The organism is Brevundimonas sp. AVps7 (assembly GCF_058681545.1).
Genome location: NZ_CM178742.1, coordinates 186,658 through 212,530, shown reverse-complemented (window position 1 = coordinate 212,530; position 25,873 = coordinate 186,658). Strand labels below are relative to the sequence as shown.

Sequence of the window (25,873 nt, the reverse complement as noted above, 5' to 3'; positions counted from 1 at the left end):
CCTATTCGATCTCGACGGTTTCCGCGTCGCCGACGTATTTCTTGATCGACTCGATCGCGCGCTTGGCGCCCGACTTGTCCGAGTAGCCCTCGGTCGAGAAGATGATTTCCGAGTTGTATTTGAACCGGACGCGGAACTCGCCGGCCTTGTCCTTGTAGACTTCGAATTTGTGGGCCATCGGGCGCCTCCTCGTTGGTGAGGCCCGGATAAAGCCCCGCTTCCCGCCGGGCGACAACCTGACAATGTCTGACGGAGTACACAGGCGCGTGAGGCGGGGCGCGACACCCTTGCGGGGGGCCGACTGTCAACCGACATGGGCCTATCAGCAACCGTCACGGTGTCTCATGGCAGACCTTTCCGCCTTCCCGATCACGCGCCAGTTTCCCGCCGTCCATCCCGACCGGCTGCAGCTCTATTCCCTGCCAACCCCCAACGGGGTGAAGGCCTCGATCATGCTGGAGGAGATCGGCCTCCCCTATGAGGTCCATCTGGTGGACATCATGAAGAACGAGACCTGGACGCCCGACTATCTGTCGCTGAACCCCAACGGCAAGATCCCGGCCATCCTCGATCCGGACGGCCCGGGCGGACAGCCGATGGGCCTGTGGGAATCGGGCGCCATCCTCGTCTATCTGGCCGACAAGACGGGCAAGCTGATCCCGACCGATCCGGCCGCGCGCTATGAGACCCTGCAGTGGGTCTTCTGGCAGATGGGGGCCGTGGGTCCGATGTTCGGCCAGCTCGGCTTCTTCCATAAATTCGCCGGCAAGGACTACGAGGACAAGCGCCCGCGCGACCGCTACGTGACCGAGAGCAAACGCCTGCTGCGCGTGCTGGAGGACCGGCTGAAGGACCGCGCCTTCATCGTGGGCGACGACTTCACCATCGCCGACATCGCCCTGATCGGCTGGGTCAACAACCTCGTCACCTTCTACGACGCGGGCGAGCTGGTGGACTACGCGTCGCTGACGGCCGTGCCCGCCTGGGTCGAGCGCTGCCTCGCCCGACCGGCGGTCGCGCGCGGATTGAAGATCCCCGCGCGCACCTGACGCGGGATCGTCCGGCGGCGTCGCGTGTTGGGTCGGGGCACACAAGGAGACCCCATGAAACTGATCCTCAAAGAGCTGTCGAAGAAGATGCGCAGCATCGACTTCACCATGCTGACGACCCGCACCGCCTCCGGCGCCCTGACGTCGCGGCCGATGAGCAACAACGGCGATGTCGACTACGACGGCGACAGCTGGTTCTTCACCACGGAGGACGCCGGCATGGTCGCCGACATCATGGGCGACCCGATCGTCGGCCTGACCCTGACCGGCGACAAGGGCCTGCTGGGCAAGCCCGGCATCTTCATCGCCGTCGAGGCGCGGGCCGAGCTGATCCGCGACAAGGCCCAGTTCATCGCCCACTGGACCAAGGGGCTGGACCGCTGGTTCCCGCAGGGCGCCGACACGCCTGGCCTCGTGCTGATCAAGGCCCACGCCTCGCGCATCGCCTACTGGGACGGCGAGGACGAGGGCGAACTGACCCTCTAGGTCCGGCCAGGATCATCCGCGGCCTTCGCCAAAGACGCGAAGGCTGCGGACCCTAACCCCGAAGCTTCCGCGTCAGGGCCTCGACGTCGCGGGCGATCTGGTCGTCCTGCGGCATCAGCTCCTCGATCTTGCGCACCCCGTGCAGGACCGTGGTGTGGTCGCGCCCGCCGAAGCGGCGGCCGATGTCGGGATAGGACCGGGTCGTGTGCTGTTTGCACAGCCACATGGCGATCTGGCGCGGACGGGCCACCGCGCGGGTGCGGCGCTCCGACAGCAGGTCGGCCTGTTTCATGTTGAAATGCTCGGCCACCGTCTTCTGGATCTCGTCGACGGTGATGCGACGCTCGGGGCCGCCGCGCAGGGCCGAGCCCAGCAGGGTCAGCGTTTCCTCGACGCCCAGGGAGGACAGTCGCGAACCGGCGGCCGCGGCCAGGGTGTTCACGGCGCCTTCCAACTCGCGCACCGAACCCGGGGTGCGATCGACGACCTGTTCCAGAACCTCGCGCGACGCCTCTCCGGACACCACGCCCATCCGGGCGAAGGCGGCCAGGCGGTTCTCGGCCACGGCGATCTTGAGCGCGCGATCGGCGGGCTCGACCGGGCAGGTCAGGCCGGCGGCCAGATGGCTGCGCAGGCGCGGCTCGACCTCGGTCAGGGCCATGGGCGGACGGTCGGCCGAGAGGACGATCCGCTTGCCGTCCTCGATCAGGGCCGTCAGCGTCGACAGCAGTTCCTCCTGCGTCGAGGCCTTGCCGCCCACGAACTGGACGTCGTCCAGCAGCAGCATGTCGGCCGAGCGCAGGCTTTCCTTGAAGGCGGCAGTCGAGCGGTCCTGCATCGCCTTGACGAAGGTCGACAGGAAGCGTTCGGCGGTCAGATAGACGACCTTCGCGTCGGGGCGCAGGCGCTGCGCCTCCCAGGCGATGGCGTTCAGGAGGTGGGTCTTGCCGTAGCCATAGGGGCCGCAGAAGAAGATCGGGTTGAAGTGGCCGTCGGCCCAGCTTGCGGTCTGGCGAGCGATGGCCAGGGCGAAGGCGTTGCCCTGACCCTCGACGAAGCTGTCGAAGGTCAGACGCTCCTGCAGGCCTGCGGCGCGCACGGCGCGGGCGCCGTCGGTCACGGGGCCCACGGTCGGCGACACCGGTGTCGCCTCGCCCGGGACAGAAAGGGCCTGCATGGCCACAGAGGAGGCCGGAGGCGCAGACGTCACCTCGGCGCGGCACCGCACCTCCAGACGACGCGACAGGCCGTCCAGGCCCAGCCACAGCTCGTTCAGACGGCGGAGCGCATTCTTGCGCACCCAGTCGCGGGCGTAGCCGGTCGGGGTCACCAGGATCAGTTGACCGCCGCCGTCGATCCGCACCGCCGAGGGCGCGATATAGGAACTGAACGGTCCATCGCCGATTTCGGCCCGGAGCCTCAGCGAGGCCTCGTTCCAGATCCGGTCCGGGTCCGTCATGTTCGCCAACGCCAAGCCCCCCATCGTCGTTACACCCGCCTTAAATTGGTCATCCCGCACCGGAACCTTCTGTTCCGAAGTCCACGCCGGGTCGGCCGATCCAGGGACGCGTTCTCCTGACCTCCGAAGCATGAGCTTCGAAAGCGGGGGCGACCTCGCGGACAGACGTCTCCCGCCGGCGCAGGGGTTCGCCCCCGCTCCGTCTTCATCCGTGTGGGGATGGAAGTGCGTTAGAGCCCAAAACTTACGCTCGACGCGGCATGGGTCAACGCTGATTCGCGAGCCGATTCGCAGTTAAATTGTTTGACTCCGCTAAAGCCAAATCAGGCCTAGGAAAATCTTGATTTCGCCTGTTCGGCGAGCGTCGATTCCCCTGCCGAGACTTATCCGCACACGGCGAAACGGCGAGTAAGCTGGTGCTTACTCGCCGTTGAAATCGCTGGATTTTCGCATGACAGAGGCGTGAACCGCCTCTGGAAACCTCCTGGGTACGCAGTCGTACCTAAGGGGTTTTACGCCGCCGACATCTTCTTCAGCTGGGCGTGCAGACGGCTCACCTTGCGCGAGCCGGTGTTCTTGTGAACGACGCCCTTGGTGACGGCGCGCATCAGCTCGGACTGGGCCTCGACGAAGGCGCCCTTGGCGGCGGCGGCGTCGCCCCCGGTCACGGCTTCCTGGAACTTGCGAAGGAAGGTGCGGACGCGCGTGCGGCGCGACTTGTTCACTTCGGTACGCGCGGCGATCTTGCGGATCGCTTTCTTGGCGCCGGGATTGTTGGCCATCGTCAAACCTATCAACGGAAACGCCGCAGACACCCGTCTACGGCGCAGAAAATCTTCAAGAGCGGGCGGCTATAGCGGAATGGGGTTTGTGGGGCAAGGGGAGTCTGGGAGAGATGAGGCAGTAGGCAATAGGCAGTAGGCAATAGAAGAAAAACCGGCCAGCGGGCGATGAGGCCCCAAGCGCCGTGACGCCCCTACTGCCTATTGCCTCACCTCCCCGTGAACACCGGCTTCCGCTTCTCGACGAAGGCCGCCATCCCTTCCTTCTGATCCTCGAAGGCGAACAGGGAGTGGAACAGGCGGCGTTCGAACTGGACCCCTTGCGTCAGGGTCGTCTCGAGGGCGGCATTGACCATCTCCTTGTTGGCCATGACGGCCAGCGGGCTTTGCGACGCGATCTTCGCGGCGATCTTGCGGACCTCGTCCAGCAGGGTCTCGTGCGGGAAGACACGGCTGGCCAGGCCGGAGCGTTCGGCCTCGGCCGCGTCCATCATCCGGGCGGTCAGGACCATGTCCATGGCCTTGGACTTGCCGACCAGCCGCGTCAGCCGCTGGGAGCCGCCGATGCCGGGGGCGACGCCGAGGTTGATCTCCGGCTGGCCGAACTTCGCCTTTTCCGAGGCGACGATGAAGTCGCACAGCATGGCCAGCTCACAGCCGCCGCCGAGGGCGAAGCCGTTGACCGCCGCGATGATCGGCTTGCGGAACCGGGTGATCCGGTCGTGGCCGAGGGCGAAGAAATTGCCCTTGTACATGTCGGCATAGGACTGGTCCGACATCTCCTTGATGTCGGCGCCGGCCGCGAAGGCCTTGTCGCCCGACCCGGTCAGGATCAGGCAGCGCACGCTGTCATCATGCTCGACCGCGTCGAGGAAGGCCGCCAGATCCCTGAACAGGGCCGAGTTCAGGGCGTTCAGCGCCTCCGGACGGTTCAGGGTCACCACGGCGTATCCGTCGGCGTGCCGCTCGATCAGCAGGGTGGAATAGGTCTCGGCCATGGTGCGGTCTCCGGTGCGTCTCCCGCCTGCATACCGGCCCCGCCCCTGCGACGAAACCCGCATTGGCAAAGCGCATACGCAGGATAGTATGGCGACAACCCTGGGGAGAACGGCATGCTGATCTGGTACCTGACCGCCGTGCTGATGCTGGCCGATCTCAGCCCTGCGGCGCAGGCCAGGCTTGCGCATTTCAACAGGACGGTGGCCGAGGCCCGCGCCGGAGTGGCGGCGCTCGGACCGGAGGCCTCCGTCCGCGCACGTCTGGAAGCCCTGCTCACCTTGGACCAGGGACCGTTGATGATGGCCAGCCATTCCGATCTTTCGGACCTGCCCGAGGCGGATCGGCACGTCGTCCAGGGAGCCATGGACGCCGAGGTCGAGCGGCTAAGCGCCGAGAACGTTCAGGCCCTGCTCGCCATGGTCCCGGCCGAAGGCTGGTTCTCCACCACCGTCTACGGCGAGGAGGCGGCGACCGGCGCCTTCATGATCGTCCAGCATGCGGACACGGCGCTGCAAAAGCGCTTCCTGCCGGCCATCGAGGCCATGGCGGATCGGGGCGAGGCCAGCAGATCCTTCTACGCCCTGATGTACGACCGGATCGCGGTCGCCGAGGGCAGGCTCCAGCGCTACGGCACCCAGATGCAGTGCGTGGACGGCTTCATGCGTCCCTTCCCCACCGAGGATCCTGACCAGCTCGAGGCCCGCCGGGCGCCGATGGGGTTCCGCTGGCCAGACTACGCCGGCTACCTCGCCAACTTCGGCGCCTGCGGCGCGCACTGAGGGCTCACCCCTCCCACTGGAACACCTCGGTGATCGGGACGCCGAAAACGGCGGCGATGCGGAAGGCGGCCTCGAGGCTGGGCGAGTATTTGCCCTGCTCCATGGCGACGATGGTCTGGCGGGTCATGCCGATCCGCGTCGCCAGATCGGCCTGGGTCATTTCTCCGGCATGGAAGCGCAACTCGCGGATGCGGTTCCGGATGGGCGGCGGGCCCTTCACGCGGCGATCCGGCGGTGCAGGACCACGACGACCGCCGACTTGATCGCCTCGGCCAGGACGATAGCGAGCAGCAGCCCTTGCCCCATGATGGTCGCGGCCTCGCCGCGCGACGCAATCGCAAGGCCGCCGTACTCGACGCCAACCGCCAGGGGACTGACCAGGGCGACGCACAGAACCAGGCCGGTCAGGGCCGCATAGCCGATGCTCGTGGCCCGACCGTCGATCTGGATTTCGCGCTCGTCGGACAGGGAGCGTTGGTCGCGCGGCGTCCGCATCGCCACGACACCCATCAGCACCCCCTGAACCAGCAGGCTGGCGATGACGCACTCCACGAACAGGGCCACCGGCCACTCCCCCGGCAGTTCGACGAGCCGGCCCCAGACGACGACGAAATAGAAGCTCCAGATGATGACGCCGCTGCCCAGGCTGATCCAGGCCGCCTTTTCGCGAAACGACATCAGCGAGCCCTCCGCAGCAGCATCAATGTGACCCCGGCGCGGATCATCTCGGCCAGGACGAGGCAGGCCAGCAGAACATTGGCCAGCAGAACCATCATCTCGCCGGTGATCGAGAAGACCGCGGCCCCGCCGACGAGGTTGTCGTCCAGCAGTCCGACGAAATAGGCGCCGGCCGAGACGCAGAAGACCAGGCCGATCAGCGCCATCAGCGCAATATGGCTGGCCTTCAGCGATGCGAGGATCTCGCGCTCATCGCGGGTGTCGCGCTCCGACTTCGGCGTCGTCGCGGTGGCGATGATGGTCAGCACCACCTCGACCAGAACGACGACCACGAGGCTGCCCATAAAGGCGAGGCTGACGTCGCCGGTGAAATGGTCGCTGACCAGCCTGCCCGCCGCGACGTGCCGGATCAGAAACCAGAAATACCAGCCCCACACCGCCACCGAGGCGATGATGCTGATCCACAGATGCTTCTCTCGAAACGACATGACGGCCCTCCGCCGCAACAGGCGGCGAGAGCGATGTCGCACGACGCGGACATGATGTCCATTATTTTGGACATTATGTCTTTGACAAACCCACGTCATGATGTAGTGTGGATGGACAAGGAGAAGCCCCCGTGTCCGTTCTGTCGAAGCCCTACTTTCATGATGAAGCCGCCGCCTTCGCGTTCGTCGAAGGCATCATCTGGAACGGCTCGCCCCATTGCCCGACGTGCGGCTCGGTGAAGATCTACGCGATCAAGCCGAACCCAGAGAAGAAGGTCCGCATGGGCCTGAAGAAGTGCGGCGACTGCAAGCGCCAGTTCACCGTCCGCATCGGCACGATCTTCGAGGAAAGCCACCTCCCGCTTCATAAGTGGCTTCAGGCGATCTACCTGATGTGCTCGTCGAAGAAGGGCATCAGCGCCAAGCAGCTGGAGCGCACTCTGGAGTGCACCTACAAAACTGCGTGGTTCCTGGCCCACCGCATCCGCGAGGCCATGCGCTCGGGCGACCTGTCGCCGTTCGGCAATGACGGCGGCGCGGTCGAGGCTGACGAGACCTTCTTCGGTCGCGAGCCGGGCAAGCCCGTTCAACGCGGCGTCGCTCACAAGATGAAGGTGCTGACCCTGATCGACCGTGAGACCGGCCGCGCCCGTTCTATGGTAATTGACGACCTCAAGGCCGAAACCATCGGCCCGATCGTCCTCGCCAACGTCCAGCGCGAAGCCGCCCTGATGACCGACGAAGCCCACCGCTTCCAGTCCATCGGACGCCACTTCGCCAGCCACGACACCGTCAACCACGCCAAGGACGAATACGTCCGCTACGGCGACCCGGTCATCACGACCGACACCGTCGAGAACTACTTCTCCGTCTTCAAGCGCGGCATGAAGGGCACCTATCAGCACTGCGCCAAGAAGCATCTGCATCGCTATCTGGCTGAGTTCGACTTCCGCTATTCGAACCGGTCGGCGCTGGGCTGCGAGGACCAAGAGCGCACCGTCCGCGCGCTGGTCGGCGTGATAGGGAAGCGCCTGACGTACCGCAGGCCTGACCTCGGGTCCCAAGCCCACGCCTAACGGGCGTCATCGCCGCCGGTTTGCAAAGACAAATCAGGTGTGAGACAATTGGCTACGCCCCGACACCGCAAGGCATCGAGGCGTAGGGTTAGGTTTTGGTCTGGGGTCTACCTCATGTGCCACCTACCCCCGGGAGCGCGCCAACGCCCCCGCCGCACGCGGTAAAACCCATGGTGACCCCGGTTGGGCCTTGGCCCGCCGGGGAATCTTGGGAGAGGCGATTAAGCATTTCCGCCCCCCTCTGAATTGAACAGCGTCCGATCGCCGAAGGGTGTTGGTGCCTCATCAGGCGCGCGCCCCGCCAGCCACAGACGGCCGTGCTTCTCATCAATCTCACCGCGATCAATCAGGCGCTTTGTGAAGTTGTAGAAGTGGTTCGGATTGCTCTGAAGCTTGGGGCCAAACTCCGGGTGTTGCAGGATCAGTTTGCGGACTGCTGAACGCGTGGTGCCGTGCTCGGCGTCAGCGATAGCGTTGATCGCAAACTCGACCATCGAACCCGCGCGACGGCCATCTTTGGGCGCGACCGCCGTCTCTGCCAATGCGCCTACCGCTACATGTTCAGGATCGACGCCTAGCGCAGCCGCCACGGCCGCGATCCGCGCATCCACCTCGGAAAGCTGACGCAAGAGCTGGTCGCGTTGAAGCGACAGGCGTCCCACCTGTTGCTGGACAATGTCCAGAATGCTTGCTGGGTTAGAGGGGTCGGCCATGAAAAAGAGGGTAGAGAAAGACTCTCCATTCCACAAGGCCAAATGATTCAGAGGGGTGGGTCAGGGGGTTTTTGGCCTAAGTCATTGAAAAACAACAAACCCGTCCAACTCTCTCCGAGTGCCGTTTTGTTCTGGTCTTCCGCTGCTGGTCGGGGGTGCTGCCGGACGATTCGCGTGTGGTATAAGGACCGTCATGACAGACGCCCCCAAGCCCCAGGCTGACAAATTCCGCGACATGGCCCGCGAGCTAGAGGCGGACGAAGCCCCCGAGCACTTCGAGCGGGTGGTGCAGCACATCGCCAGCGTCCCGGTCCCGGTGAAGGGGTCGAAGCCGGCCGGAAAGCGCACGCCCGGCCCGCGCTCCGCTTGACGGCGAGTCCGGCTTAATTCACACAAGGCAAGAGGGCCGCAGGTTTCCCCATGGCCCTCCCTGTCTTCGATCAGACTGCCGGACCTTTTCCGACTGCTGCCCGTACCGGCCTCTCACCGCCAGTACGGGCACCCGGATGACTGAATCACGCCGTACCGCCAATTGACCGGTGATTCGCGCGCAACGAAACCCCTGAAATCCAAACTACCCTAGGCATCAACATCTAGGACGGGTTTGTCAAAGACATAATGTCCATTATTTTTTACATCACGTCCAAGCTATCAGACATCCACCATCTCGCCCAGCTTGCGCACCGTGTTCCAGTTCCGTCCGGTGCCCATCCCCAGCATGCGTGGCGTGGCCTTCCTGAAGATGCCGCTTTCGCCCTGACCGTTCGGGAACCAGAAATAGAGAACGTCGCCGCCAGGCCCGGACCGGCCCTCGACCGCCTCGCCGCCCTCGGCCAGGGCACGACACGCCTCGAGCGCCCCGGCCTTGATCCCGTCCTTCATGACCATGGCCACAACCTTCGCCGGCTGGTCTGCGGCTTCCCGGGCGAAGGGGTTGGCGGCGATCAGCCCGGCCCATTGCTCCGACGTGCGGACCATGGCGGCAACCTTGACGCCGAAGCGGCGCTCCATCTCGAGCTCAATATCCGTCTCAAGCGCGGCCGGATCGCGATCGCTCTCGACCACCAGATTGCCGCTGGCCAGAAGCGTGCGCGGGTTCTTCAGCCCCAGGGCCTCGGCCATGGTGCGCTGCTCGCCGACAGGCGCGCGGACGCCGCCCGTGTTCATGCCCCGGAACAGGATGATGCGGTGGGTCATCAGCGCTTCTGGCAAGAGGGACAGTAGAAGGTCGAGCGGCCGCCCTGAACGATCCGTCTGACGACGCCCGTGCAGCCTTCCCCGAGGCAGGGCTGCCCCTCGCGGCCATAGACGTCGAACCGATGCTGGAAATAGCCTTGGCCGCCCTCGGCGTTGGCGAAGTCCTTCAGGGTCGAGCCGCCCGCCGCGATGGCGTCGTTGAGCACGTCCCGGATGACCGAGGCCAGGGTCTCGAGCCTCGGCTTCGTGAGTTTGCCCGCCGCGATCAGCGGCGAGATGCGCGCCCGGTACAGGGCCTCGCAGACATAGATATTGCCCAGGCCGGCGACATTGCGTTGGTCGAGCAGCGACACCTTGATGTTCTGCTTCCTGCTGTCGAAAACCTCGGCCAGATGGCCCCCGGAGAAGGCGTTGCCGAGCGGCTCCGGCCCCATGGCGGCGAACCAGGGGTGGGTCTCGACCTGGCCGGTGGGGATCAGACCCATGAAGCCGAACCGGCGCGCGTCGGCGAACCCCACCCGCGTCTGCTTCCCGTTCCGCACGGCGCAGAAGCTCATGTGCTCGTGCTTGCCGGCGATGGGAGCGGACTCCTCGAACTCACCCAGCTGTTCGCCGTCGACGGTGAACCGGCCGGTCATGCCCAGGTGCGCGACCCAGGTCTCGCCGGTGGACAGGGGCGCAAGCAGATACTTGGCCCGGCGGTCGATCCGCTCGACCGTGGCGCCCTCCAGTCGCTCAACGAACCGGTCGGGGAAGGGAAAGCGCAGGTCGGGACGGTTCTGTCGCACCCGCGTCAGGCGGGCTCCGACCAGCACCGGCTCCAGGCCGCGTCGGACCGTCTCGACCTCGGGAAGTTCAGGCATGTCATCCGTCTAGACCGTCCCTGTGACAGGGTGAAGCGGATCCAGCGTCGCCATAAGCTGTGCGGTTACGGACGGCTCTACACACGGCCGACGTGGAAGCTCCGCCAAACCCCCATGTTTCGGTGACACGCCCGCCGCACAAGTCAGCCATCCCCGTCTCACGGCTCGATTGGGGGATCGATGACGGACGTCACAGCCATCGGCGAACGGGGTCGGCGCGCACGCCGCCCGTTCAACATCCACGCCCTGCGGCGGGCGGCAACGCGATTGCGGCTGTCTATCGCGACCGGCGTCCGCGCCGACGAGCCCGTGACCGTGGCCTTTGTGACCGTCGTGGTCCTGTCGCTGTATTTCGCCCTCCTGCCCGGCGTCGACATGGCGGTCAGCGCCCTGTTCTACAGTCCGGGCGCGGGCTTCGTTCTGGCCGACAATCCGGTCCTGAAAGGGCTGCGCAAGTCCTCAAGCTGGGTGCTTGGACTGATGCTGCTGGGCCTGATGGGCGAGATCGTCCTGGCCCTGCGTCGAAATCCGCGCCGTCTCACGGGCTGGGGTCGTCGCGCCGCCGTGCTGATGATCGGCCTGGTCGTCGCCTCGGGCTTTCTCGTCAACGGCGTCCTGAAATCGATGTGGGGTCGCGCCCGGCCGATCCAGATCGAGGGCTTCGGCGGCGACGCCGACTTCACCCGGGCCTGGCAGGTGTCGGACAACTGCCTGTCCAACTGTTCCTTCGTCTCGGGCGAGGGATCGTCCGCCGCCTGGATGGTGGCCGTGGTGGTCCTGATGGTTCCGGCGCCCTGGCGTCGCTGGGCCCTGCCGGTCGCGGTCGCCTATGGAGCCGCCCTGTCGATCAACCGCATCGCCTTCGGCGGCCATTTCCTGTCGGACATTCTGCTGTCGTGGGCTCTGACGGGGCTGGTCATCGCCGCCCTGCACCGGCTCGCCCTCGCCTGCCCCCGGACGGCGCGGCAGATCCGCCGTGCTCGCCGTCGGAGCGGCATGATCGCCTGAAACCTGCTATGGCTCGGCCATGCCCGTCCATGTCCAGCGTTTCTGCATCCACGCCCTGATCGCCCTCGTCCTCTCGGCGGCGGCGACCTGGGCACTCAGCCTGTTCTGGGGCGCGATCGGCGGGGGCGACCTGCCGCTTCACGGCTGGATCGCCATGGCGCTGGGCGTCGCCGGAACGGTCGGCCTGACCTGGATCCTGATGGCCCTGGCCTTCAAGTCGCATCGTGAGGGTTGGGACGAGCGGGTCGATAACAGCCTGGATCCCGGAAGGGACGAACCCGAGGTCTATTAGGCGAACGCCGGCCGCACCTTGACAGCACAGGCTTGACCATAGCCGTCCGGGCTGCGTTTCTGCCTCATCGTCCTTCCGGAGCTGACCCATGCGCGCCTTCATCGCCTCGGCCTTCGTCTTGATCCTCGCCGCCTGTTCGCCTGCTGCCGAGCCAGGAAAAGCCGGGGCCGAACCTGTTGCGGCGGCAGCGCCCACGCTCCGGCTGGGCGCGATAGACCTGACCCAGCCGGTCCGGGCCGCCGGGACCGAGCCGTTCTGGACCATCGACATCGCCGACGGCGTGATGACCTATCGCGACATGGAGGATTTCGGCGGCGACATCACGACCCCGCGCACCGGCCCGGCCGTTCCGGTCGTGACCGGCGACACCGCCGTCTACGCCGTGACGCTCAGCGACGGAAAGACCCTGACCCTGACGCTGACGGCGACCGAATGCCCCGACATCGGCGAAGAGACGCGCGCCCTGACATCCAGCCTGGCCATCCCGGGCGCGATGACGCAACAGGCCTGCGCCGACGCCCGCACCGCCTATCCGCCCGAGACCTGATCGACCCAAGGAGTACACTGTCATGCGCCTGTTCCGCGCCAGCCTGCCGATCCCGGTGCTCGTCCTGGCCGTGACCCTCGCCGCCTGTTCCGATCCGGCGCCGACCGGGCCCGAGGTCACGCCGGCCCCGGCCCCGACGGTGCTCGGCGATGTCGATCTGAACCAGCCGCTGCGGGCCCTGGGCACGGAGCCCTTCTGGGCCGTCGACATCACGCCGCAGGACCTCGCCTATACGGCCGTCGATGCGGTCGAGGTGCGGGCCTCCAACCCGGGACCGACGGTCCAGGGCACCACGGCGGTCTATGCCGCCGCCGCGCCCGACGGCTCGACCCTGGTCGTCACCCTGATCGCCACGGAGTGTTCGGACGGCATGAGCGACCGGGTCTATCCCCTGACCGCGCGTGTCGAGCTGGGGTCGCAGACCCTGAACGGATGCGCCGCCTCTGTGGCCTTCCTCAACAGCCAGCCGGCGCCGTGACCGTCTAGCCGTCTCCCAGCAAGGGGCCGACGCCCGGAACGCTTCGCACCGCCTCGCCCAGCAGGTCGCGCCCGGTCGACGCTCGCACCCTGTCCCGTGCGGCGGGGAGGAGGCGTTTCAGCGCCGCCTTGTCCACGCCTTCGTCCCTGAGCCGGTCCAGCAGGCCCATGGCCTCGGCCACCGCCGCGCCCGACACGCCTCCGGCCGAGGCCATGATGCCGCCGAAGAGGCCCCGCTTCGGACGTCCGGCGGCCTTCGACCGCGCCGCCGCCTCGGCGCCTTCCACAGCGGCATAGAGGGCCGTCAGAGGTTCGCGCCCGGCATGGCGGTCCAGCAGGCCCAGCGCGCCTGTCAGGGCGGCGGCCGCCTGGGCGGCCGTCAGGCCCGCCGGTGCTGCGGCGGCCGAGACGACATCGTCGAAGGTCAGGGCTGAGGTCACGTCTGCATCTTTCATCGTTCACTTAACTGTTCTGGAACCGCGTCGGCTGCATATGGGACGGATGACCCAGGTTGAAACGCCGCAGGACCTTCGCCCTCTGACCGCGCTGCGCTTCGGCGCCGCCATCTGGGTGGCGCTGTTCGCCTTCTGGCCCGACCTCGACGTCAGCTTCATGCCGAACCTGGTGGCCAAGGGCTATCTGGGGGTCGAGCTTTTCTTCGTCCTGTCGGGCTTCATCCTCTGCCACGTCTATCTGGCGGCGCATGGCGAGAAGCGGTTCAGCTACGGATCGTTCCTGTGGGCCCGGATCGCGCGGGTCTATCCGCTGCATATCGCCACCCTGGTCGGCGTCGGCGTGCTGGCGTTCGGGGCGCTCGCCGCCGGGATGAACGTCAACGGCAATATCCTCAGCTGGGCGTCGCTCCCGGCCAACATCCTGATGGTCCATGCCTGGGGCTTCGCGCCCGTGGCCGGCTGGAACCATCCCTCATGGTCGATCTCGGCGGAGTGGTTCGCCTATCTCTGCTTCCCGCTGTTCGCCTTCGTGGCCTGGCGGCTGCGAGAGCGTCCGATCGCCGCTGTCATCGGCGCGGTGGCCTTCCTCGTCGGCCTCTACATCGTCTTCCAGGCCCTGGCCGGCTTCCCCCTGACCCAGGCCACCATCCTCTGGGGCGCCCTGCGGATCGTTCCCTGTTTCGCGCTCGGCTGCGCCCTCTATCTGATGCACCGCAAGATGAGCCTGCCCCGGCCCGGCTGGATCGCCGCCGGCGTGGCTCTGGCCATAGCCGTCGCCGGATCGCTGTCGGCGCCGGACGCCTTGATCGTGCCCCTGTGCGGCGCCCTGATCCTGGCCCTCGCGTCCCTGCCAAACGCGCGCGCCGGCTGGCTGGCGTCGAAGCCCGCCGTCTATCTCGGGGAGATCAGCTACTCGGTCTATATGGTCGTGGTGCCGTGGAAACTGTTGGCTGTGAACGCGGCGTCGAAACTCACGGGCGGCGGCGACAAGCTTCAACTTTTTGTGTGGCTCGCGGTCTTCCTGACCCTGCCGGTGGTCGCCGCGGCGTCCTACCACCTCGTCGAATTCCCCGCCCGGCGGGCGCTTCGCGGCATCGCACAACGACGTGCAGCCCGCGCGAAAGCACGCACAGGCGGTCCACAGCTCGCCTGAAAAGGGGCTTTTACCCTGCGCTAACTATCGTCTAGGGATAGTGCGGGCGTAACAGTCGGAAACAATTCGAACATGACGAAACGGATCACCGCCGCGCTGGTTGCCGCCTGCCTGGGCTTTTTCGCCCTGTCTCCCGCTCCCGCGAAGGCTGACGATCCGTACTGGCAGTGCGTGACCTTCGCCCGCATGTTCTCCGGCATCAACATCTTCGGCGACGCCTGGACCTGGTGGAACCAGGCCGTTGATCGCTTCCGCACCGGCCGCGCGCCGGAAACCGGCTCGGTCCTGGTCTTCCGCCCCGAGGGCCGCATGAGCCGGGGCCACGTCGCCGTCGTCTCCGACATCCTGACCGACCGCGTCATCCGCGTGACCCACGCCAACTGGGGCGGCAGCCGCGGCCGCGTCGAGGAGAACGTCACCGTCGTCGACGTCTCGGGCCAGAACGACTGGTCCCAGGTCAAGGTCTGGTACAACCCGATCCACGACCTCGGATCGACCGTCTATCCGACCTATGGCTTCATCTATAACGGCGCCCGCGACGCCTATGACGCCGGTCGCCAGGTGGCTTCGAACGCCGCGACCAACACGGCCCGGAACTAGCCGGCCCAACCTACACCTGAGGCCACCCGAATGATCCGCCTCTATCGTTCGGGCTGCGCGGCCTGCGAGCCGGTCGAGATCGATGTGATCGGCGGCTGGGTCATGCCGCCCGACACCCTGTGGATCGACATGATCGAGCCCACTCACGGCGAAGACGCCGCCGTCGAGCGCGCGCTGGGCATCTCCATCCCCACCCGCGCCGAGATGAGCGAACTGGAGGCCTCCAGCCGGCTCTACCGCGAGGGCGGCGCCACCTATGTCACCGCCGACATCCTGCATCGCGGCGACGACGACCTGCCCGGCATCGATCCGGTCACCTTCGTCCTGACCAGCGGGCCGATGGTCACCATCCGCTATTTCGATCCGCGTCCCTTCACCCTGTTCACCGACAAGCTTCAGCGCGAACCGGCCCTGTGCAGCACGAGCGCCGACATGTTCCTGCATTTAATGGAGGCGATCATCGACCGCGCCTCCGACGTGCTGTCCGGTCTGGCCGCCAAGGTCGAAGGCGTCGGCGCCCACGTCTTCTCCGAAGGCAGGACGGTCGGCTTCAAACACCTGGTGACCAAGCTGGGCCGCGCCCACATGGCCAATGCCCGCATCGAACAGAGCCTGGCCGGTCTCAGCCGCGTCTTCGCCTTCGTCGCCGTGGACGACTGGTTCGAGCACAATGACGAACCGCGCGAGCACCTGCGCTCGCTCAGCCGCGACGCCGTCAGCCTGATCTCCCATAATCACTCGGTCGCGGCAGGCATCAACTTCCAGCTCTCGGCAGCGCTCGGCCTCATCAATGTCGAGCAGTCGTCGATCTTCAAGATGTTCTCGATCTTCACGGCGGTGCTGATGCCGCCGACCCTGATCGGAGCCATCTACGGCATGAATTTCGACCACATGCCGGAACTGCGCTGGATGGAGGGTTATCCGATGGCCCTGGGCCTGATGATCATCTCGGCCGTGTCGCCGCTGCTGTATTTCAAACGACGGGGCTGGATCTAGGGACGAGGGCTTGGGGTTTGGGGTTTGGGGTTTGGGGTTTGGGTTTTTGGAGTGGTCAGGTCTTCCTGAGACCTGAGACCTGAGACCTGAGACCTACGCCCTACTCACTACCCCCTACCACTCCGGCTTGATCGACAGCTGGAACGCGACCAGGCCCTCGGAGACGTCGTTGTCGATGCCGTGGCCGGCGTGCATGCCCTCGGCCTCGATCTCGCGATAGACGAGGCCGAACGAGCCCTGCATGTCGCCCCGGCGCATCGCCACGCCGACCGAGGCGTCGCCGAGGAAGGAGCCGCTGTCGCGGCTGTAGCCGGAGCGGGCGTACTCGCCGTCCCGCGTGCGCGCGAAATTGTAGCCGACGGCCGTGCCGGATCCGGCGGCGTAGATGTACCAGCGGGCCCGTTCCCCGAAGGCCTGCGAGCCTTCCGGCAGGATGCGATCCGCTGTCGATCCGATCCGCAGGGTCGCCCCGGCCTCGGCCGTGCCGCCCCGGTCGCCCGCGCCGATCCCGACGTGGGGCGTCAGCGTCACCTCTAGGCCTGACGCCGTATAGCCGCGCGCCGTTGTCCAGCCGCGCGTATAGCTGACCTCATAGCCGTCAGGGTCGAACATTGCCTGGTCCAGCGGCGTCGGCGGGACGGGCGAGCCATCGGCGCGGCGCAGTTCGCCCCGGGTGCGCAGGCGCAGGCGATCGCTGAACCCGTCGCCCTCGCGCCAGACGTCGCGCGTCGTGGTGGCGGCGAAAGGATTTTGCGCCTCGATCGGCGCGTAGTCCGCAGCGAATTCCAGCGCCGGTCCGAACTCGCGACCCGCAGCGACATTGAAAGCCGCCTGGCGGTTCAACCGGGCGGTGATGCTGGCGGAGGTTTCCTGCTCGGTGTCGGACCAGTTCTGGTTCACCCACGTCTGGGCGTTCGCCGGAACGGCCATGGCCGCCAGTGCGATTACGCTCAGAACAAGTGACCTCAGATAGATCAACGGTCCCCTCACAGTCCGTTAACAGACTGCACCCTGCACTGGAATCGGATCAGGTCCAACCGCGTTTTTGCAACACCTTCCTGACATGATCGCCCAACGCGACTTTGTCCGCGCAGGTTCCCCTGTCAGGCGTGTGACGAGGGCCAAGGCTGTCCGGACGCGAAACGAGCGGCCCCTCGGGAGGAGCCGCTCGTTACGATCAGTGCGATTTCGGGGCTGTCCCGCCTCGCCTCACTGGCAGGCGAGGCACTCTTCATAGTCGGTCGGAGCGGCCGAGAAGAGGTCGGGCTGGTTCGGATCGACCTCGGCCTCAACCTTGTCCTCGGCGCCGGCGAAGGCGGCGCGCTGCACCGACTTGGAGCGCAGATAGTAGAGCGATTTCACGCCCTTCTCCCAGGCGGACCAGTGCAGCATGTGCAGGTCCCATTTGTTGACGTCGCCCGGGATGAACAGGTTGATCGACTGGGCCTGGCAGATTTCCGGCGAGCGGTCGGCCGACAGTTCGACCACCCAGCGCTGGTCCAATTCGAAGGCGGTCTTGAAGATCCCCTTCTCGTCGTCGTTCAGCATGGTCAGATGCTGGACCGAGCCCTCGTTCTCCAGGATCGAGTTCCACACCGCATCGGTGTTGGCGCCGTAGCCTTCGAGCAGCTTCTCCAGGTACGGGTTCTTGACCGCGAACGAGCCGGACAGGGTCTTGTGGGTATAGATATTGGCCGGGATCGGCTCGATACCCGCCGAGGTCCCGCCGCAGATGATCGAGATCGAGGCGGTCGGGGCGATGGCCAGCTTGTGGCTGAACCGCTCCATGATGCCGCGCTCGGCCGCGTCCTCGCAAGCGCCCTTCTCTTCGGCCAGCTTGACGCTGGCCTTGTCGGCCTCGCGACGCAGGTGTTTGAACAGCCGCATGTTCCACGACTTGGCCATGGCGCTCTCGAAGGCCACGCCCTGCGCCTGCAGGAAGGAGTGGAACCCCATCAGGCCCAGACCCACCGAACGCTCGCGCTTGGCCGAATAGACGGCGGCGGCCATTTCCGGCGGGGCGCGGGTGATGAAGTCCTCCAGGACATTGTCCAGGAACCGCATCACGTCCTCGACGAAGCGAGGCTCCTCACGCCACTCCAGGAACATCTCGGCGTTGACCGACGACAGGCAGCAAACGGCGGTACGGTCGATGCCCAGGTGGTCGGGACCCGTGTGCAGCATGATTTCCGAGCACAGGTTCGACTGTTTCACCTTCAGTCCCAGCTCCTGCTGGTGGCGAGGCATCTGGCGGTTCACCGTGTCGGAGAAGATCAGATAGGGCTCGCCGGTCTGCAGGCGGATCTCGAGGATCTTCTGCCACAGCGAGCGGGCGTCGACGGTGCGCAGGACCTCGTCGTTCTTGGGCGAGCGCAGGCCGAACGTCCCGCCGGCGCGCACCGCCTCCATGAACTCGTCGGTGATGTTGATGCCGTGGTGCAGGTTCAGGGACTTGCGGTTGAAGTCGCCCGACGGCTTCCGGATTTCCAGGAACTCCTCGATCTCCGGGTGGTGCACGTCGAGGTAGACCGCCGCCGAGCCGCGACGCAGCGACCCTTGCGAGATCGCCAGCGTCAGGGAGTCCATCACACGGATGAAGGGGATGATGCCGCTGGTCTGGCCCGCGCCCTTGACCTTCTCGCCGATGGAGCGGACGCCGCCCCAGTAGGTGCCGATGCCGCCGCCGTTCGAGGCCAGGGACACGTTCTCGTTCCAGACGCGCTGGATGCCGTCGAGCGAGTCCTGCACCGAGTTCAGGAAGCAGGAGATCGGCAGGCCGCGGTTCGCGCCGCCGTTCGACAGCACCGGCGTCGAGGGCATGAACCAGAGCTTCGACATATAGTCATAGACGCGCTGGGCGTGATCGGCGTCGTCGGCATACGCCGTCGCGACGCGGGCGAACATGTCCTGATAGCTCTCGCCGGCCAGCAGATAGCGATCCTCCAGCGTCTTCTTGCCGAAGTCGGTCAGGAGGTCGTCGCGGGAACGGTCCAGTTCGAGGCTGCGCACCACCGTCAGATGGGGCTTTTCGGTCGCCGGCGCAGCGTTAACCGCCTCGAATTCCACTGTCTTCAACGCTTCGCCGCCAGCCATAATCGTCATCGCCCTGAACAAAAACCGAAGTGAAGCCGCCTGCGTCCGAACCACTGCATCTAGTGGCCGAAGCGCTCCCCGAACCAACATATGGGGCGCAGATGCCTAACCAATGGTCAACGGGCTTGACGCCGGAATTCGTCTCGAATCACGTCGAGACGGGGGATGAGCCTGTGCAAAAGCCGCGACGGCCGTGCGACGCACCATTGTGACAGGAGTCACGAAGCCGTGATCGGGAACGACAGCCCAGCTTGGCCGTTAGCGACCGGATGCAATCCTCCGATCTCGTCCCTTTTCTGCGCCGCGCCCTGACCGTCGCGCGCGCCGAATTCGCCGCCCTAGGCGCCCTGGCCATCATCACCCTGGGGATCATGACCTTCGTCGAGATCGCCGACGACATGACCGAAGCGGACGGCCAGGCCTTCGATCAGACGGTGCTGCACTGGATGCAGCCGATCGCCGGTCAGCCGCGCGGCCCCTGGTGGCTGCATGAAGCGGCCGCCGACCTCACGTCCCTGGGCGGCATCGCCGTCCTGACGCTGTTCGCCGTCGTCGCCCTGGGCATGCTTCTGATCCTCAGGAAGCGGCTGTCGGCCCTGCTGCTGGTCGTGGGGCTGGCTGGAGGCGTCGGCCTCAGCGAAGGCCTCAAGGCCCTGTTCGAACGCGAGCGGCCGCCGGCCGCCTATCAGGCGGTAGAGACGCTGAACGCCAGCTTCCCGTCCGGTCATGCCCTACTGTCCACGGTCTTCTACCTGACCGTCGCGGTGTTGATGACCCGCGCCTTCCCCAAGCGTCGGCTCAAGGCCTACGTGCTCGGCGTCGGCATGGTCTTCGCCCTCACGGTCGGTTTGACGCGCGTCTATCTCGGGGCCCACTGGGCCTCGGACGTCATGGCCGGCTGGTGTGTCGGCGCGGCCTGGGCCATGGCGCTTTGGCTGGTCAGCTATGCGGTCGAACGCAGGCAGACGCGCCACCACGCCCATCTCGTCGACGACCCGCCCGCCCCTGACGAAACAGCGCTCGCCGAGACCTGAGATTTCACTAGGTCTGTTCCCGCCGAAAGGGTTAATATCCGCGTTAACCGTCCGCCCGGGCTTTCATCTACCCGGTTCTGCGGCAGGAGGCTTCGATGATCGGCCTGATGTTAGCCCTGCTCTCCGTCCCGGCCGTGGTCGAGACCCAGGCTGTCCAGGCCACGCTGCAGTCCTGCGCCCTCGAGAACGGCCGCTATGTCTGCCGCTACGCCGTGCCGGACATCGTCATCGTCCCGGTCCCCGGAACCGACATTGTCGCCGATGCGCCCGCCGTCGTGCTGGGTAGCGGATCGGGCCCGGAAGCAGCCTCGCCCGAAACCCTGCCGCTTGCGCCGGTCATCACCGAACTCGCCACGCCGCCGGTCAGCCCGCCCGTCGCCCCCCCGGTGGTCGCCGACCCCGGCCCGATCCAGCCGATCGACACCGGCGTCCTGACCGAGCGCGAGGCGCAACTGGTTTCTCGCTGCGCCGACGCGGGCTGGATGTCGCTCTGCCTGCCCGACGACCGGCGCGCCGCCCGCACCCTGCGCGACAAGCAGGCCGCCTATCTCGCCGTCCGCCGCGAGGTCACCCGACTGCTGAGCGACGATGACTGCGACGCCGCGGTCAAGGCCGCGCTGGACGGCGGTTACATGGCGCTGGCCCGGGAGACGCGGGACTACTGCAGGGCTCCGGCCGCCGCCTCGACCGGCCCGGACTCCGCAGCGGTCGTTCCGGCGCCGACGCCCCTTGAAGCAGACGCTGCCGCCAAGGTCGACGAAGCCGACGAGGACTAACCCCCTTTCGTCATCCTCCGGCAAGCGGCGCAGCCGCGCGGACCGGTGGCCCCGGCGGCGCGCGGGAGCGCGAACCTGACGCGCTTGCCTCTGCTTCCGACACCCTGGCTAAACAGATCGCCTTCGGCGCCGCCGGGGCCCCCGGTCTGCGCCGCCAAGGGGCGGCTTGCCGGAGGATGACGAAGGAAACGCGGGCAAGAAAAAAGGCCCCGGCGTTTCCGCCGGGGCCCTTCGTCATTTCAGTGCCTGTCGGCTCAGTGACCCGGGGTCACCGGGGTGCAGGTGGTGCCGTCGGCGCAGTCCGAGAAGTGGACTTCAGGCGGCTCGACCAGGATTTCCGACGGCCGGACGTGAACTTCCGGACGCTGGACGTAGATCTGGGCCGGCGCGATGCGGATCGGCGGCGCGTCGACATAGACCGGCGGTCCGTCGATGTAGATGGTCGGGCCGGCGACGTTGATCGGGCGACCGATCACGCGAACGCCCGGCGAACCGACGTGGATGGCGGGTCCCGGATTGTTGATCGGCGGGCCCCAGCCCCCCGGTCCCGGCCAGCCGGCTCCGCCGCCGGTCCAGGGGCCGTAGAAGTCGACGACGCGCGTGCAGGAGCACGGTATGTCGCCATAGTGTGGCGCTTCGGGACAGCCATGGCCGTCCGCCGGCGCCGCGGCGCCGGAGATCAGCATGGCGGCCACGATCGATGTGATCGGATCCATGTTCAGCTCCCCTCAAGTCCTTGCGAGACCTCGCTATTTCCCCTCACAGGCGAACGCTGAAAGGGGCGGGCGAGCCGCCTAATCAGCGTTATATTAACCTTTTCGAACTGTCTACCATCCACCGTCGCGCTTGCTTCCCAGTGTGGCGGCCGCTACACGCGCCGACCGTTTCTGGTATCGCCTTGCAACCTTTTCTGACCTCGGCCGTGCTCGTCGCCCTGGCGGAAATCGGGGACAAGACCATGCTGCTGGCCATCGCCCTGTCGGCGACCTGGCGGCGGCCCGCGCCCATTATCCTCGGCATTCTGGCCGCCACCCTCCTGAACCACGCCTTCGCCGCACTGGCCGGGACCCTGGCGGCCCAGTACCTCGACGGACCCTGGATGAGGTGGATCGTCGGCTTCGCCTTCCTGGGCTTCGCGGTCTGGGCCCTGATCCCCGACACCCTCGACGTCCAGGACGAACAGGGATCGGAAAAGACCTTCGCCGGCGTCTTCTGGACCACCACCGCCGCCTTCTTCCTGGTCGAGATGGGCGACAAGACCCAGATCGCCACGGCCGGCCTGGCCATCCGGTTCGAGACCCTGCCCCTGGTCGTGATCGGTTCAACCCTCGGCATGATGCTGGTCAATGGCCCGGCGGTCCTGCTGGGCGAGGCGACTGCGAAGCGTCTGCCGCTGAAATACATCCGCATGGCCGCGGCCGCCGCCTTCGCCGCCACGGGGCTCTGGGTGCTGCTGGCCGCCTGACGACCAAGCTTGACTACGGGCAACTACGGATCGTCCGGCCACCAATACATTAACCCTCCTGTGGCATGACCAACCCATGGCGTGGCAGGGGAAAACGCTGATGCAAGGTCGCTGGCGGGTCTTCCGCCACGAAACAGGACGTGAGGCCGGACCGCCGGCCTGGGCCTATGTCGCGCTGTTCTGCGCCAGTCTCCTCATCGGCATGTGGAGCGCGCAGCAGTTCGACGCGATCGTGATGTGGCCGGCCAACGGCATCCTGCTGGCCGCCTTCCTTCAGTTGCGTCGACGCAAGGCCATCGCCGTCCTGGCGGCCTGTTTCGTGATCAATCTCGCCAGCAATGTCTTGCGCGGCGACCCTATGCCCTTCTTCTGGCTCAACGCCGTGCTGAACCTCGCCGAGGTCCTGATCGCCGGCGTTCTGGCACGCCGGGTTTGCGGCGCGGCACTGGATCTGCGTCGCCCCCGCCGTCTGCTGCGCTTCGCCGTGGGGGCCGTGGCGCCCGCGGTCCTGATATGCACGGCCGTCATCGTCAGCGTGGCCGGCGTCGTGCAGAACTATTCGCCTGGCCTCTACGCCTTCACATTCCAGCGCTATTTCGCGATGGAGGCCCTGGGCCTGCTGACCATCACCCCGACGCTGCTCTTGCTGGCCCGCCGCCACCGGTTCGCCGACACCGGCGAGGTGGCAGGCGTGAAGGAGACCATCGCCCTGTTCGGCCTGCTCACCGCGACGACCCTGGTCGTCTTCTGTCAGTCCAGCCTGCCGATCACCTATCTGATCTTCCCGCCTCTTCTGCTGCTGGTCTTCCGCGTCTCGACGACGGGTTCGGCCCTGGCCATCCTGCTCGTGACGCTGATCGGCGGCTTCGCCACGCTCAAAGGCTACGGCCCGGTCACGCTTCAGCGGCTCACCACCGATCAGGAGCTGGCTCATCTCCCCGACCTCGTCCGTCAGCTGAACGTCTTCTACGGCTTCCTGTTGACGTTGATCGTCGTCGCCCTGCCGGTCTCGACGATCGTGTCCGAGCGCCGGCGCATGATCGTGCGGCTGGAGAGCCGCACGATCGCCGCCCAGGCTGCGCGGCGTCAGGCCGAAGCCGCCGACGCCGCGAAGTCGCGTTTCCTGGCCCTGATGAGCCACGAGATGCGGACACCTCTTCATGGCGTGGTCGGCTTTGCCGAGGTCCTGTCTCGCCGATCGGGCCTGCCTCGGGAGGCCCGTCATCAGGTCGAGGAAATCCAGCGATCCGGCGCGGCCCTGCTGACCCTGGTCGAGGACCTGCTGGAGGTGTCGCAGGGCGACGCCGGCGCCGGTCTGGAAAAGACAGACCCGACCGAACTGCTGGCCCAGGTCGCCGCCGCCAGCCGCGACAGCGCCGCCACCAAACGCCTGCCCATCCATGTCCGCATCCTGCCGGGCGCGGAGGCCCCGGTGCTCGCCGACCACCGCCGCCTGCGCCAGATCCTGCACCGGCTGGTGTCCAATGCGGTCAAGTTCACGACCCATGGCGAGATCGTCGTCAGCATCGAGCGCGAAGGCCCCCTGACGGTCTTCCGGGTCGCCGACACCGGCCCCGGCATCTGTCCCGACCTGATCCCCGCCCTGTTCGACGCCTTCGTCCAGGCCGACGATTCCATCAGCCGCGCCCATGTCGGTTGCGGTCTGGGCCTCGCCGTCGCAAGTCGCCTGACCCGGGCAATGGGCGGCCAGATCGAGCTGGAAAGCACCTCGTCCGACGGCTCGACCTTCGTCGTCCGCCTGCCCCTGCAGCTGGCGGAAGAGGACGCGACGACCGAGGTCGGCGATCCGGCCATCGCCGAGACCGACGGCGCGGCCCGTGTGCTGATCGTCGACGACCATCCGACCAACCGGGAAGTCGCCCGACTGATGCTGGCTCCGCTCGGCTGCGAGATCTTCGAGGCCGTCGATGGCGTCGAGGCGGTGGAAATGTCCTCGGCCTCGCCTTTCGACCTGATCCTGATGGACGTGCGGATGCCGCGCATGGACGGCCTGGCGGCGACCCGGGCCATCCGCGCCCTCGGCGGCGATCACACCCACACTCCGATCCTGGCTGTCACCGCCGACGCCATGCCCGAGGACGCGGCCCGCTGCCTGGCCGCCGGCATGAACGGCCACGTCGCCAAGCCCCTGACCCACGCCAGTCTGTTCGCCGCCATCGACGCCGTTATGGGCGCAAACGTTGAGGCGCTCGACGAAGCGCTGGCCTAGGTTCAGTCCCGGCCGGGCGTGTCGTCCCGCGCCAGACGCGCTTTCAACTCGGCGACATCGGCCATCAGCTGGCGCTGTTCCTCGTCGGTGAACCGGTGCCTGTCCTCCATGAAGGCGCCGATCACCCGCCCGATCAGCAGCGGCAGGATGAACAGGAGGGTCACGTGCATCAGCACGAGGGCCACGATCCGCCCGCCCAGGGACGTCGGCGAGATGTCGCCGTAACCCGTCGTCGTCGCCGTCACCGCCGCCCACCACAGGGCGTCGCCATAGGTCCGGTGCTCGAACATGGAATACAGGCCCGCGCAGACGACCAGCAGGACGGCATAGGCCAGCAGCAGCTCGCCGATACTGTTGGTGGCGCGGATCAGCAGTTTCACGGGGACGACCTCAAGTGATTGACGCGCCTACCTTATCGTCCCGCATCGACCGGGAAAGGCGCCGCGTCGTCATAGTCGCCCCGAAAGGCGAAACGCCTGGGCCAGAACGCCGCCAGCCCGGGCAGGGCGTCGACCCTGCGCGCCACCTCGCCCAGTCGCGGCGCGACCTCGTGGAACCTCGCCCGCAACGGCCGCCAGCGGCTGACCACCGCCATATAGAGGTCCAGCACGGAGACCTCGTCGCCAAGCAGGAACCGCCCGGCCGGCGTGATCTGGCTCTCCATCACCGCCCAGCATTCAGAGATCCGCTCCAGCGTCCGCCGATCCATCTGGGCTTGCGCCTCCGGGTCGTCGCCGACGAGGCGCGAGGGCACGTCACGGACCCAGTACATCGAATAGATGGCGGCCGGGATGAAGCACATCCAGCGCAGAAACTGCGCCCGCATCGGATCGCCCGGCGGCGGCGCCAGGCGCGCCTCGGGATGCCGTTCCGCCAGCCAGATCAGGATCGCCGCGCTCTCGGTGATCTTCTCTTCCTCCGGGGTGACCAGCATGGGCACTTGGCGCATGGGATTGTGCGGCGCCATCCGCTGACGCTCCTCTTCGGAGGCGTAGGTGACGATCTCCTCCAGCCGGTATGGCGCCCCGATCAGGGTCAGCGCCGCCTCGACCGGCAGCGAACCCGATCCTTCCGCCCCATAGACCAGATACTCGCCCGTCATCGGCCCCTCCCGTATTTCGCCCATCCTATACGACGAACTCCGCCCCCCGGAGGGTGACGGCGGGGCGAGTTGGCCT

32 protein-coding genes are annotated in these 25,873 nt (G+C 66.7%); 16 read left to right on the top strand and 16 right to left on the bottom strand.

What is annotated here, in order from left to right:
• Position 1 precedes the first annotated feature (1 nt).
• Positions 2-178 (bottom strand): YegP family protein, encoded by a 177-nt coding sequence (locus ACW17Y_RS01140; RefSeq protein WP_298159296.1) that lies wholly within the window; start codon positions 176-178, stop codon positions 2-4.
• A gap of 166 nt (positions 179-344) precedes the next feature.
• On the opposite strand from ACW17Y_RS01140, the gene ACW17Y_RS01135 reads away from it, so the two are divergent.
• Together ACW17Y_RS01135 and ACW17Y_RS01130 are read left to right on the top strand one after the other, a co-directional pair.
• Entirely contained in the window at positions 345-1,049 is a 705-nt protein-coding gene (locus ACW17Y_RS01135; RefSeq protein ID WP_492036952.1) for a glutathione binding-like protein, read from the top strand.
• 54 nt (positions 1,050-1,103) lie between these two features.
• On the top strand, positions 1,104-1,535 hold the full coding sequence (locus ACW17Y_RS01130) for a pyridoxamine 5'-phosphate oxidase family protein (RefSeq protein WP_492036951.1): 432 nt from the start codon (positions 1,104-1,106) through the stop codon (positions 1,533-1,535).
• A 52-nt stretch (positions 1,536-1,587) separates the two neighbouring features.
• Here the strand turns inward: ACW17Y_RS01130 and dnaA are convergent, their stop codons facing one another.
• From dnaA to ACW17Y_RS01115, 3 genes are all read right to left on the bottom strand, one after another.
• Positions 1,588-2,994, bottom strand: coding sequence for a chromosomal replication initiator protein DnaA (gene dnaA, locus ACW17Y_RS01125; RefSeq protein ID WP_492036950.1), 1,407 nt, complete (start codon positions 2,992-2,994; stop codon positions 1,588-1,590).
• 512 nt (positions 2,995-3,506) lie between these two features.
• Positions 3,507-3,776 (bottom strand): 30S ribosomal protein S20, encoded by a 270-nt coding sequence (gene rpsT / locus ACW17Y_RS01120; RefSeq protein ID WP_425991988.1) that lies wholly within the window; start codon positions 3,774-3,776, stop codon positions 3,507-3,509.
• A 209-nt stretch (positions 3,777-3,985) separates the two neighbouring features.
• A complete protein-coding gene (locus ACW17Y_RS01115; protein WP_492036949.1) occupies positions 3,986-4,774 on the bottom strand; it encodes an enoyl-CoA hydratase-related protein in 789 nt (262 codons plus the stop codon).
• Positions 4,775-4,888: 114 nt separating this feature from the next.
• Here ACW17Y_RS01115 and ACW17Y_RS01110 point away from each other — a divergent pair, with 114 nt between their 5' ends.
• Entirely contained in the window at positions 4,889-5,554 is a 666-nt protein-coding gene (locus ACW17Y_RS01110) for a DUF6624 domain-containing protein (protein ID WP_492036948.1), read from the top strand.
• Between the two features lie 4 nt (positions 5,555-5,558).
• Here the strand turns inward: ACW17Y_RS01110 and ACW17Y_RS01105 are convergent, their stop codons facing one another.
• From ACW17Y_RS01105 to ACW17Y_RS01095, 3 genes are read right to left on the bottom strand one after another with little or no spacing between them, the layout of a single operon-like run.
• Positions 5,559-5,774 (bottom strand): helix-turn-helix transcriptional regulator, encoded by a 216-nt coding sequence (locus ACW17Y_RS01105; protein ID WP_492036947.1) that lies wholly within the window; start codon positions 5,772-5,774, stop codon positions 5,559-5,561.
• Positions 5,771-6,232, bottom strand: coding sequence for a hypothetical protein (locus ACW17Y_RS01100; RefSeq protein ID WP_492036946.1), 462 nt, complete (start codon positions 6,230-6,232; stop codon positions 5,771-5,773). Before ACW17Y_RS01100 ends, ACW17Y_RS01105 begins: the two co-directional genes overlap by 4 nt.
• Positions 6,232-6,720: a hypothetical protein gene (locus ACW17Y_RS01095; RefSeq protein ID WP_492036945.1), complete on the bottom strand. Its 489-nt coding sequence runs from the start codon at positions 6,718-6,720 to the stop codon at positions 6,232-6,234. The genes ACW17Y_RS01100 and ACW17Y_RS01095 overlap by 1 nt, the downstream gene beginning before the upstream one ends.
• 131 nt (positions 6,721-6,851) lie before the next feature.
• Here ACW17Y_RS01095 and ACW17Y_RS01090 point away from each other — a divergent pair, with 131 nt between their 5' ends.
• Entirely contained in the window at positions 6,852-7,796 is a 945-nt protein-coding gene (locus tag ACW17Y_RS01090) for an IS1595 family transposase (RefSeq protein WP_492036944.1), read from the top strand.
• A gap of 221 nt (positions 7,797-8,017) precedes the next feature.
• Here the strand turns inward: ACW17Y_RS01090 and ACW17Y_RS01085 are convergent, their stop codons facing one another.
• Positions 8,018-8,509 carry a hypothetical protein gene (locus tag ACW17Y_RS01085; RefSeq protein WP_492036943.1) on the bottom strand — a complete coding sequence of 164 codons (492 nt, stop codon included), beginning with the start codon at positions 8,507-8,509 and terminating at the stop codon, positions 8,018-8,020.
• A gap of 193 nt (positions 8,510-8,702) precedes the next feature.
• Here ACW17Y_RS01085 and ACW17Y_RS01080 point away from each other — a divergent pair, with 193 nt between their 5' ends.
• Positions 8,703-8,879, top strand: coding sequence for a hypothetical protein (locus tag ACW17Y_RS01080; RefSeq protein ID WP_492036942.1), 177 nt, complete (start codon positions 8,703-8,705; stop codon positions 8,877-8,879).
• 281 nt (positions 8,880-9,160) lie between these two features.
• On the opposite strand, the gene ACW17Y_RS01075 is transcribed toward ACW17Y_RS01080, so the two are convergent.
• Positions 9,161-9,706 (bottom strand): DUF1697 domain-containing protein, encoded by a 546-nt coding sequence (locus ACW17Y_RS01075; protein ID WP_492036941.1) that lies wholly within the window; start codon positions 9,704-9,706, stop codon positions 9,161-9,163.
• A complete protein-coding gene (gene mutM, locus ACW17Y_RS01070; protein ID WP_492036940.1) occupies positions 9,706-10,569 on the bottom strand; it encodes a bifunctional DNA-formamidopyrimidine glycosylase/DNA-(apurinic or apyrimidinic site) lyase in 864 nt (287 codons plus the stop codon). Before mutM ends, ACW17Y_RS01075 begins: the two co-directional genes overlap by 1 nt.
• Positions 10,570-10,749: 180 nt before the next feature.
• Between mutM and ACW17Y_RS01065 the strand changes: the two genes are divergently transcribed.
• The 4 genes from ACW17Y_RS01065 (at position 10,750) to ACW17Y_RS01050 (ending at position 12,894) form a co-directional block, all read left to right on the top strand.
• Positions 10,750-11,577: a phosphatase PAP2 family protein gene (locus ACW17Y_RS01065; protein WP_492036939.1), complete on the top strand. Its 828-nt coding sequence runs from the start codon at positions 10,750-10,752 to the stop codon at positions 11,575-11,577.
• Between the two features lie 19 nt (positions 11,578-11,596).
• Positions 11,597-11,869: a hypothetical protein gene (locus ACW17Y_RS01060; RefSeq protein ID WP_492036938.1), complete on the top strand. Its 273-nt coding sequence runs from the start codon at positions 11,597-11,599 to the stop codon at positions 11,867-11,869.
• An 88-nt stretch (positions 11,870-11,957) separates the two neighbouring features.
• On the top strand, positions 11,958-12,416 hold the full coding sequence (locus ACW17Y_RS01055; protein ID WP_492036937.1) for a hypothetical protein: 459 nt from the start codon (positions 11,958-11,960) through the stop codon (positions 12,414-12,416).
• Positions 12,417-12,438: 22 nt separating this feature from the next.
• Positions 12,439-12,894, top strand: coding sequence for a COG3650 family protein (locus ACW17Y_RS01050; protein ID WP_492036936.1), 456 nt, complete (start codon positions 12,439-12,441; stop codon positions 12,892-12,894).
• Between the two features lie 4 nt (positions 12,895-12,898).
• Here the strand turns inward: ACW17Y_RS01050 and ACW17Y_RS01045 are convergent, their stop codons facing one another.
• On the bottom strand, positions 12,899-13,333 hold the full coding sequence (locus ACW17Y_RS01045; protein ID WP_492036935.1) for a hypothetical protein: 435 nt from the start codon (positions 13,331-13,333) through the stop codon (positions 12,899-12,901).
• Positions 13,334-13,394: 61 nt separating this feature from the next.
• Between ACW17Y_RS01045 and ACW17Y_RS01040 the strand changes: the two genes are divergently transcribed.
• The 3 genes from ACW17Y_RS01040 (at position 13,395) to ACW17Y_RS01030 (ending at position 16,097) form a co-directional block, all read left to right on the top strand.
• On the top strand, positions 13,395-14,501 hold the full coding sequence (locus tag ACW17Y_RS01040; RefSeq protein ID WP_492036934.1) for an acyltransferase family protein: 1,107 nt from the start codon (positions 13,395-13,397) through the stop codon (positions 14,499-14,501).
• 72 nt (positions 14,502-14,573) lie between these two features.
• Complete coding sequence (locus ACW17Y_RS01035) at positions 14,574-15,101, top strand: CHAP domain-containing protein (RefSeq protein ID WP_492036933.1); 528 nt, start codon at positions 14,574-14,576, stop codon at positions 15,099-15,101.
• Between the two features lie 30 nt (positions 15,102-15,131).
• Entirely contained in the window at positions 15,132-16,097 is a 966-nt protein-coding gene (locus tag ACW17Y_RS01030) for a magnesium transporter CorA family protein (protein ID WP_492036932.1), read from the top strand.
• Between the two features lie 114 nt (positions 16,098-16,211).
• On the opposite strand, the gene ACW17Y_RS01025 is transcribed toward ACW17Y_RS01030, so the two are convergent.
• A complete protein-coding gene (locus ACW17Y_RS01025) occupies positions 16,212-17,027 on the bottom strand; it encodes a lipid A-modifier LpxR family protein (RefSeq protein WP_492036931.1) in 816 nt (271 codons plus the stop codon).
• Between the two features lie 279 nt (positions 17,028-17,306).
• A complete protein-coding gene (locus tag ACW17Y_RS01020; protein ID WP_492036930.1) occupies positions 17,307-19,199 on the bottom strand; it encodes a ribonucleoside-diphosphate reductase subunit alpha in 1,893 nt (630 codons plus the stop codon).
• Between the two features lie 260 nt (positions 19,200-19,459).
• Between ACW17Y_RS01020 and ACW17Y_RS01015 the strand changes: the two genes are divergently transcribed.
• Both ACW17Y_RS01015 and ACW17Y_RS01010 read left to right on the top strand, forming a co-directional pair.
• A complete protein-coding gene (locus tag ACW17Y_RS01015) occupies positions 19,460-20,224 on the top strand; it encodes a phosphatase PAP2 family protein (RefSeq protein WP_492036929.1) in 765 nt (254 codons plus the stop codon).
• A gap of 95 nt (positions 20,225-20,319) precedes the next feature.
• Positions 20,320-21,000: a hypothetical protein gene (locus tag ACW17Y_RS01010; protein ID WP_492036928.1), complete on the top strand. Its 681-nt coding sequence runs from the start codon at positions 20,320-20,322 to the stop codon at positions 20,998-21,000.
• Between the two features lie 254 nt (positions 21,001-21,254).
• Here the strand turns inward: ACW17Y_RS01010 and ACW17Y_RS01005 are convergent, their stop codons facing one another.
• Complete coding sequence (locus ACW17Y_RS01005) at positions 21,255-21,716, bottom strand: hypothetical protein (protein WP_492036927.1); 462 nt, start codon at positions 21,714-21,716, stop codon at positions 21,255-21,257.
• 182 nt (positions 21,717-21,898) lie between these two features.
• Between ACW17Y_RS01005 and ACW17Y_RS01000 the strand changes: the two genes are divergently transcribed.
• Positions 21,899-22,465: a TMEM165/GDT1 family protein gene (locus ACW17Y_RS01000; protein WP_492036926.1), complete on the top strand. Its 567-nt coding sequence runs from the start codon at positions 21,899-21,901 to the stop codon at positions 22,463-22,465.
• Positions 22,466-22,565: 100 nt separating this feature from the next.
• The gene (locus tag ACW17Y_RS00995; protein ID WP_492036925.1) at positions 22,566-24,695 is read left to right on the top strand and encodes a response regulator; all 2,130 of its coding nucleotides are present in this window, start codon (positions 22,566-22,568) and stop codon (positions 24,693-24,695) included.
• A 2-nt stretch (positions 24,696-24,697) separates the two neighbouring features.
• Here the strand turns inward: ACW17Y_RS00995 and ACW17Y_RS00990 are convergent, their stop codons facing one another.
• Together ACW17Y_RS00990 and ACW17Y_RS00985 are read right to left on the bottom strand one after the other, a co-directional pair.
• Positions 24,698-25,075, bottom strand: a complete 378-nt coding sequence (locus ACW17Y_RS00990; protein ID WP_492036924.1) for a potassium channel family protein — start codon at positions 25,073-25,075, stop codon at positions 24,698-24,700.
• 32 nt (positions 25,076-25,107) lie between these two features.
• Positions 25,108-25,821, bottom strand: a complete 714-nt coding sequence (locus tag ACW17Y_RS00985) for a glutathione S-transferase family protein (protein WP_492036923.1) — start codon at positions 25,819-25,821, stop codon at positions 25,108-25,110.
• Positions 25,822-25,873 lie beyond the last annotated feature (52 nt).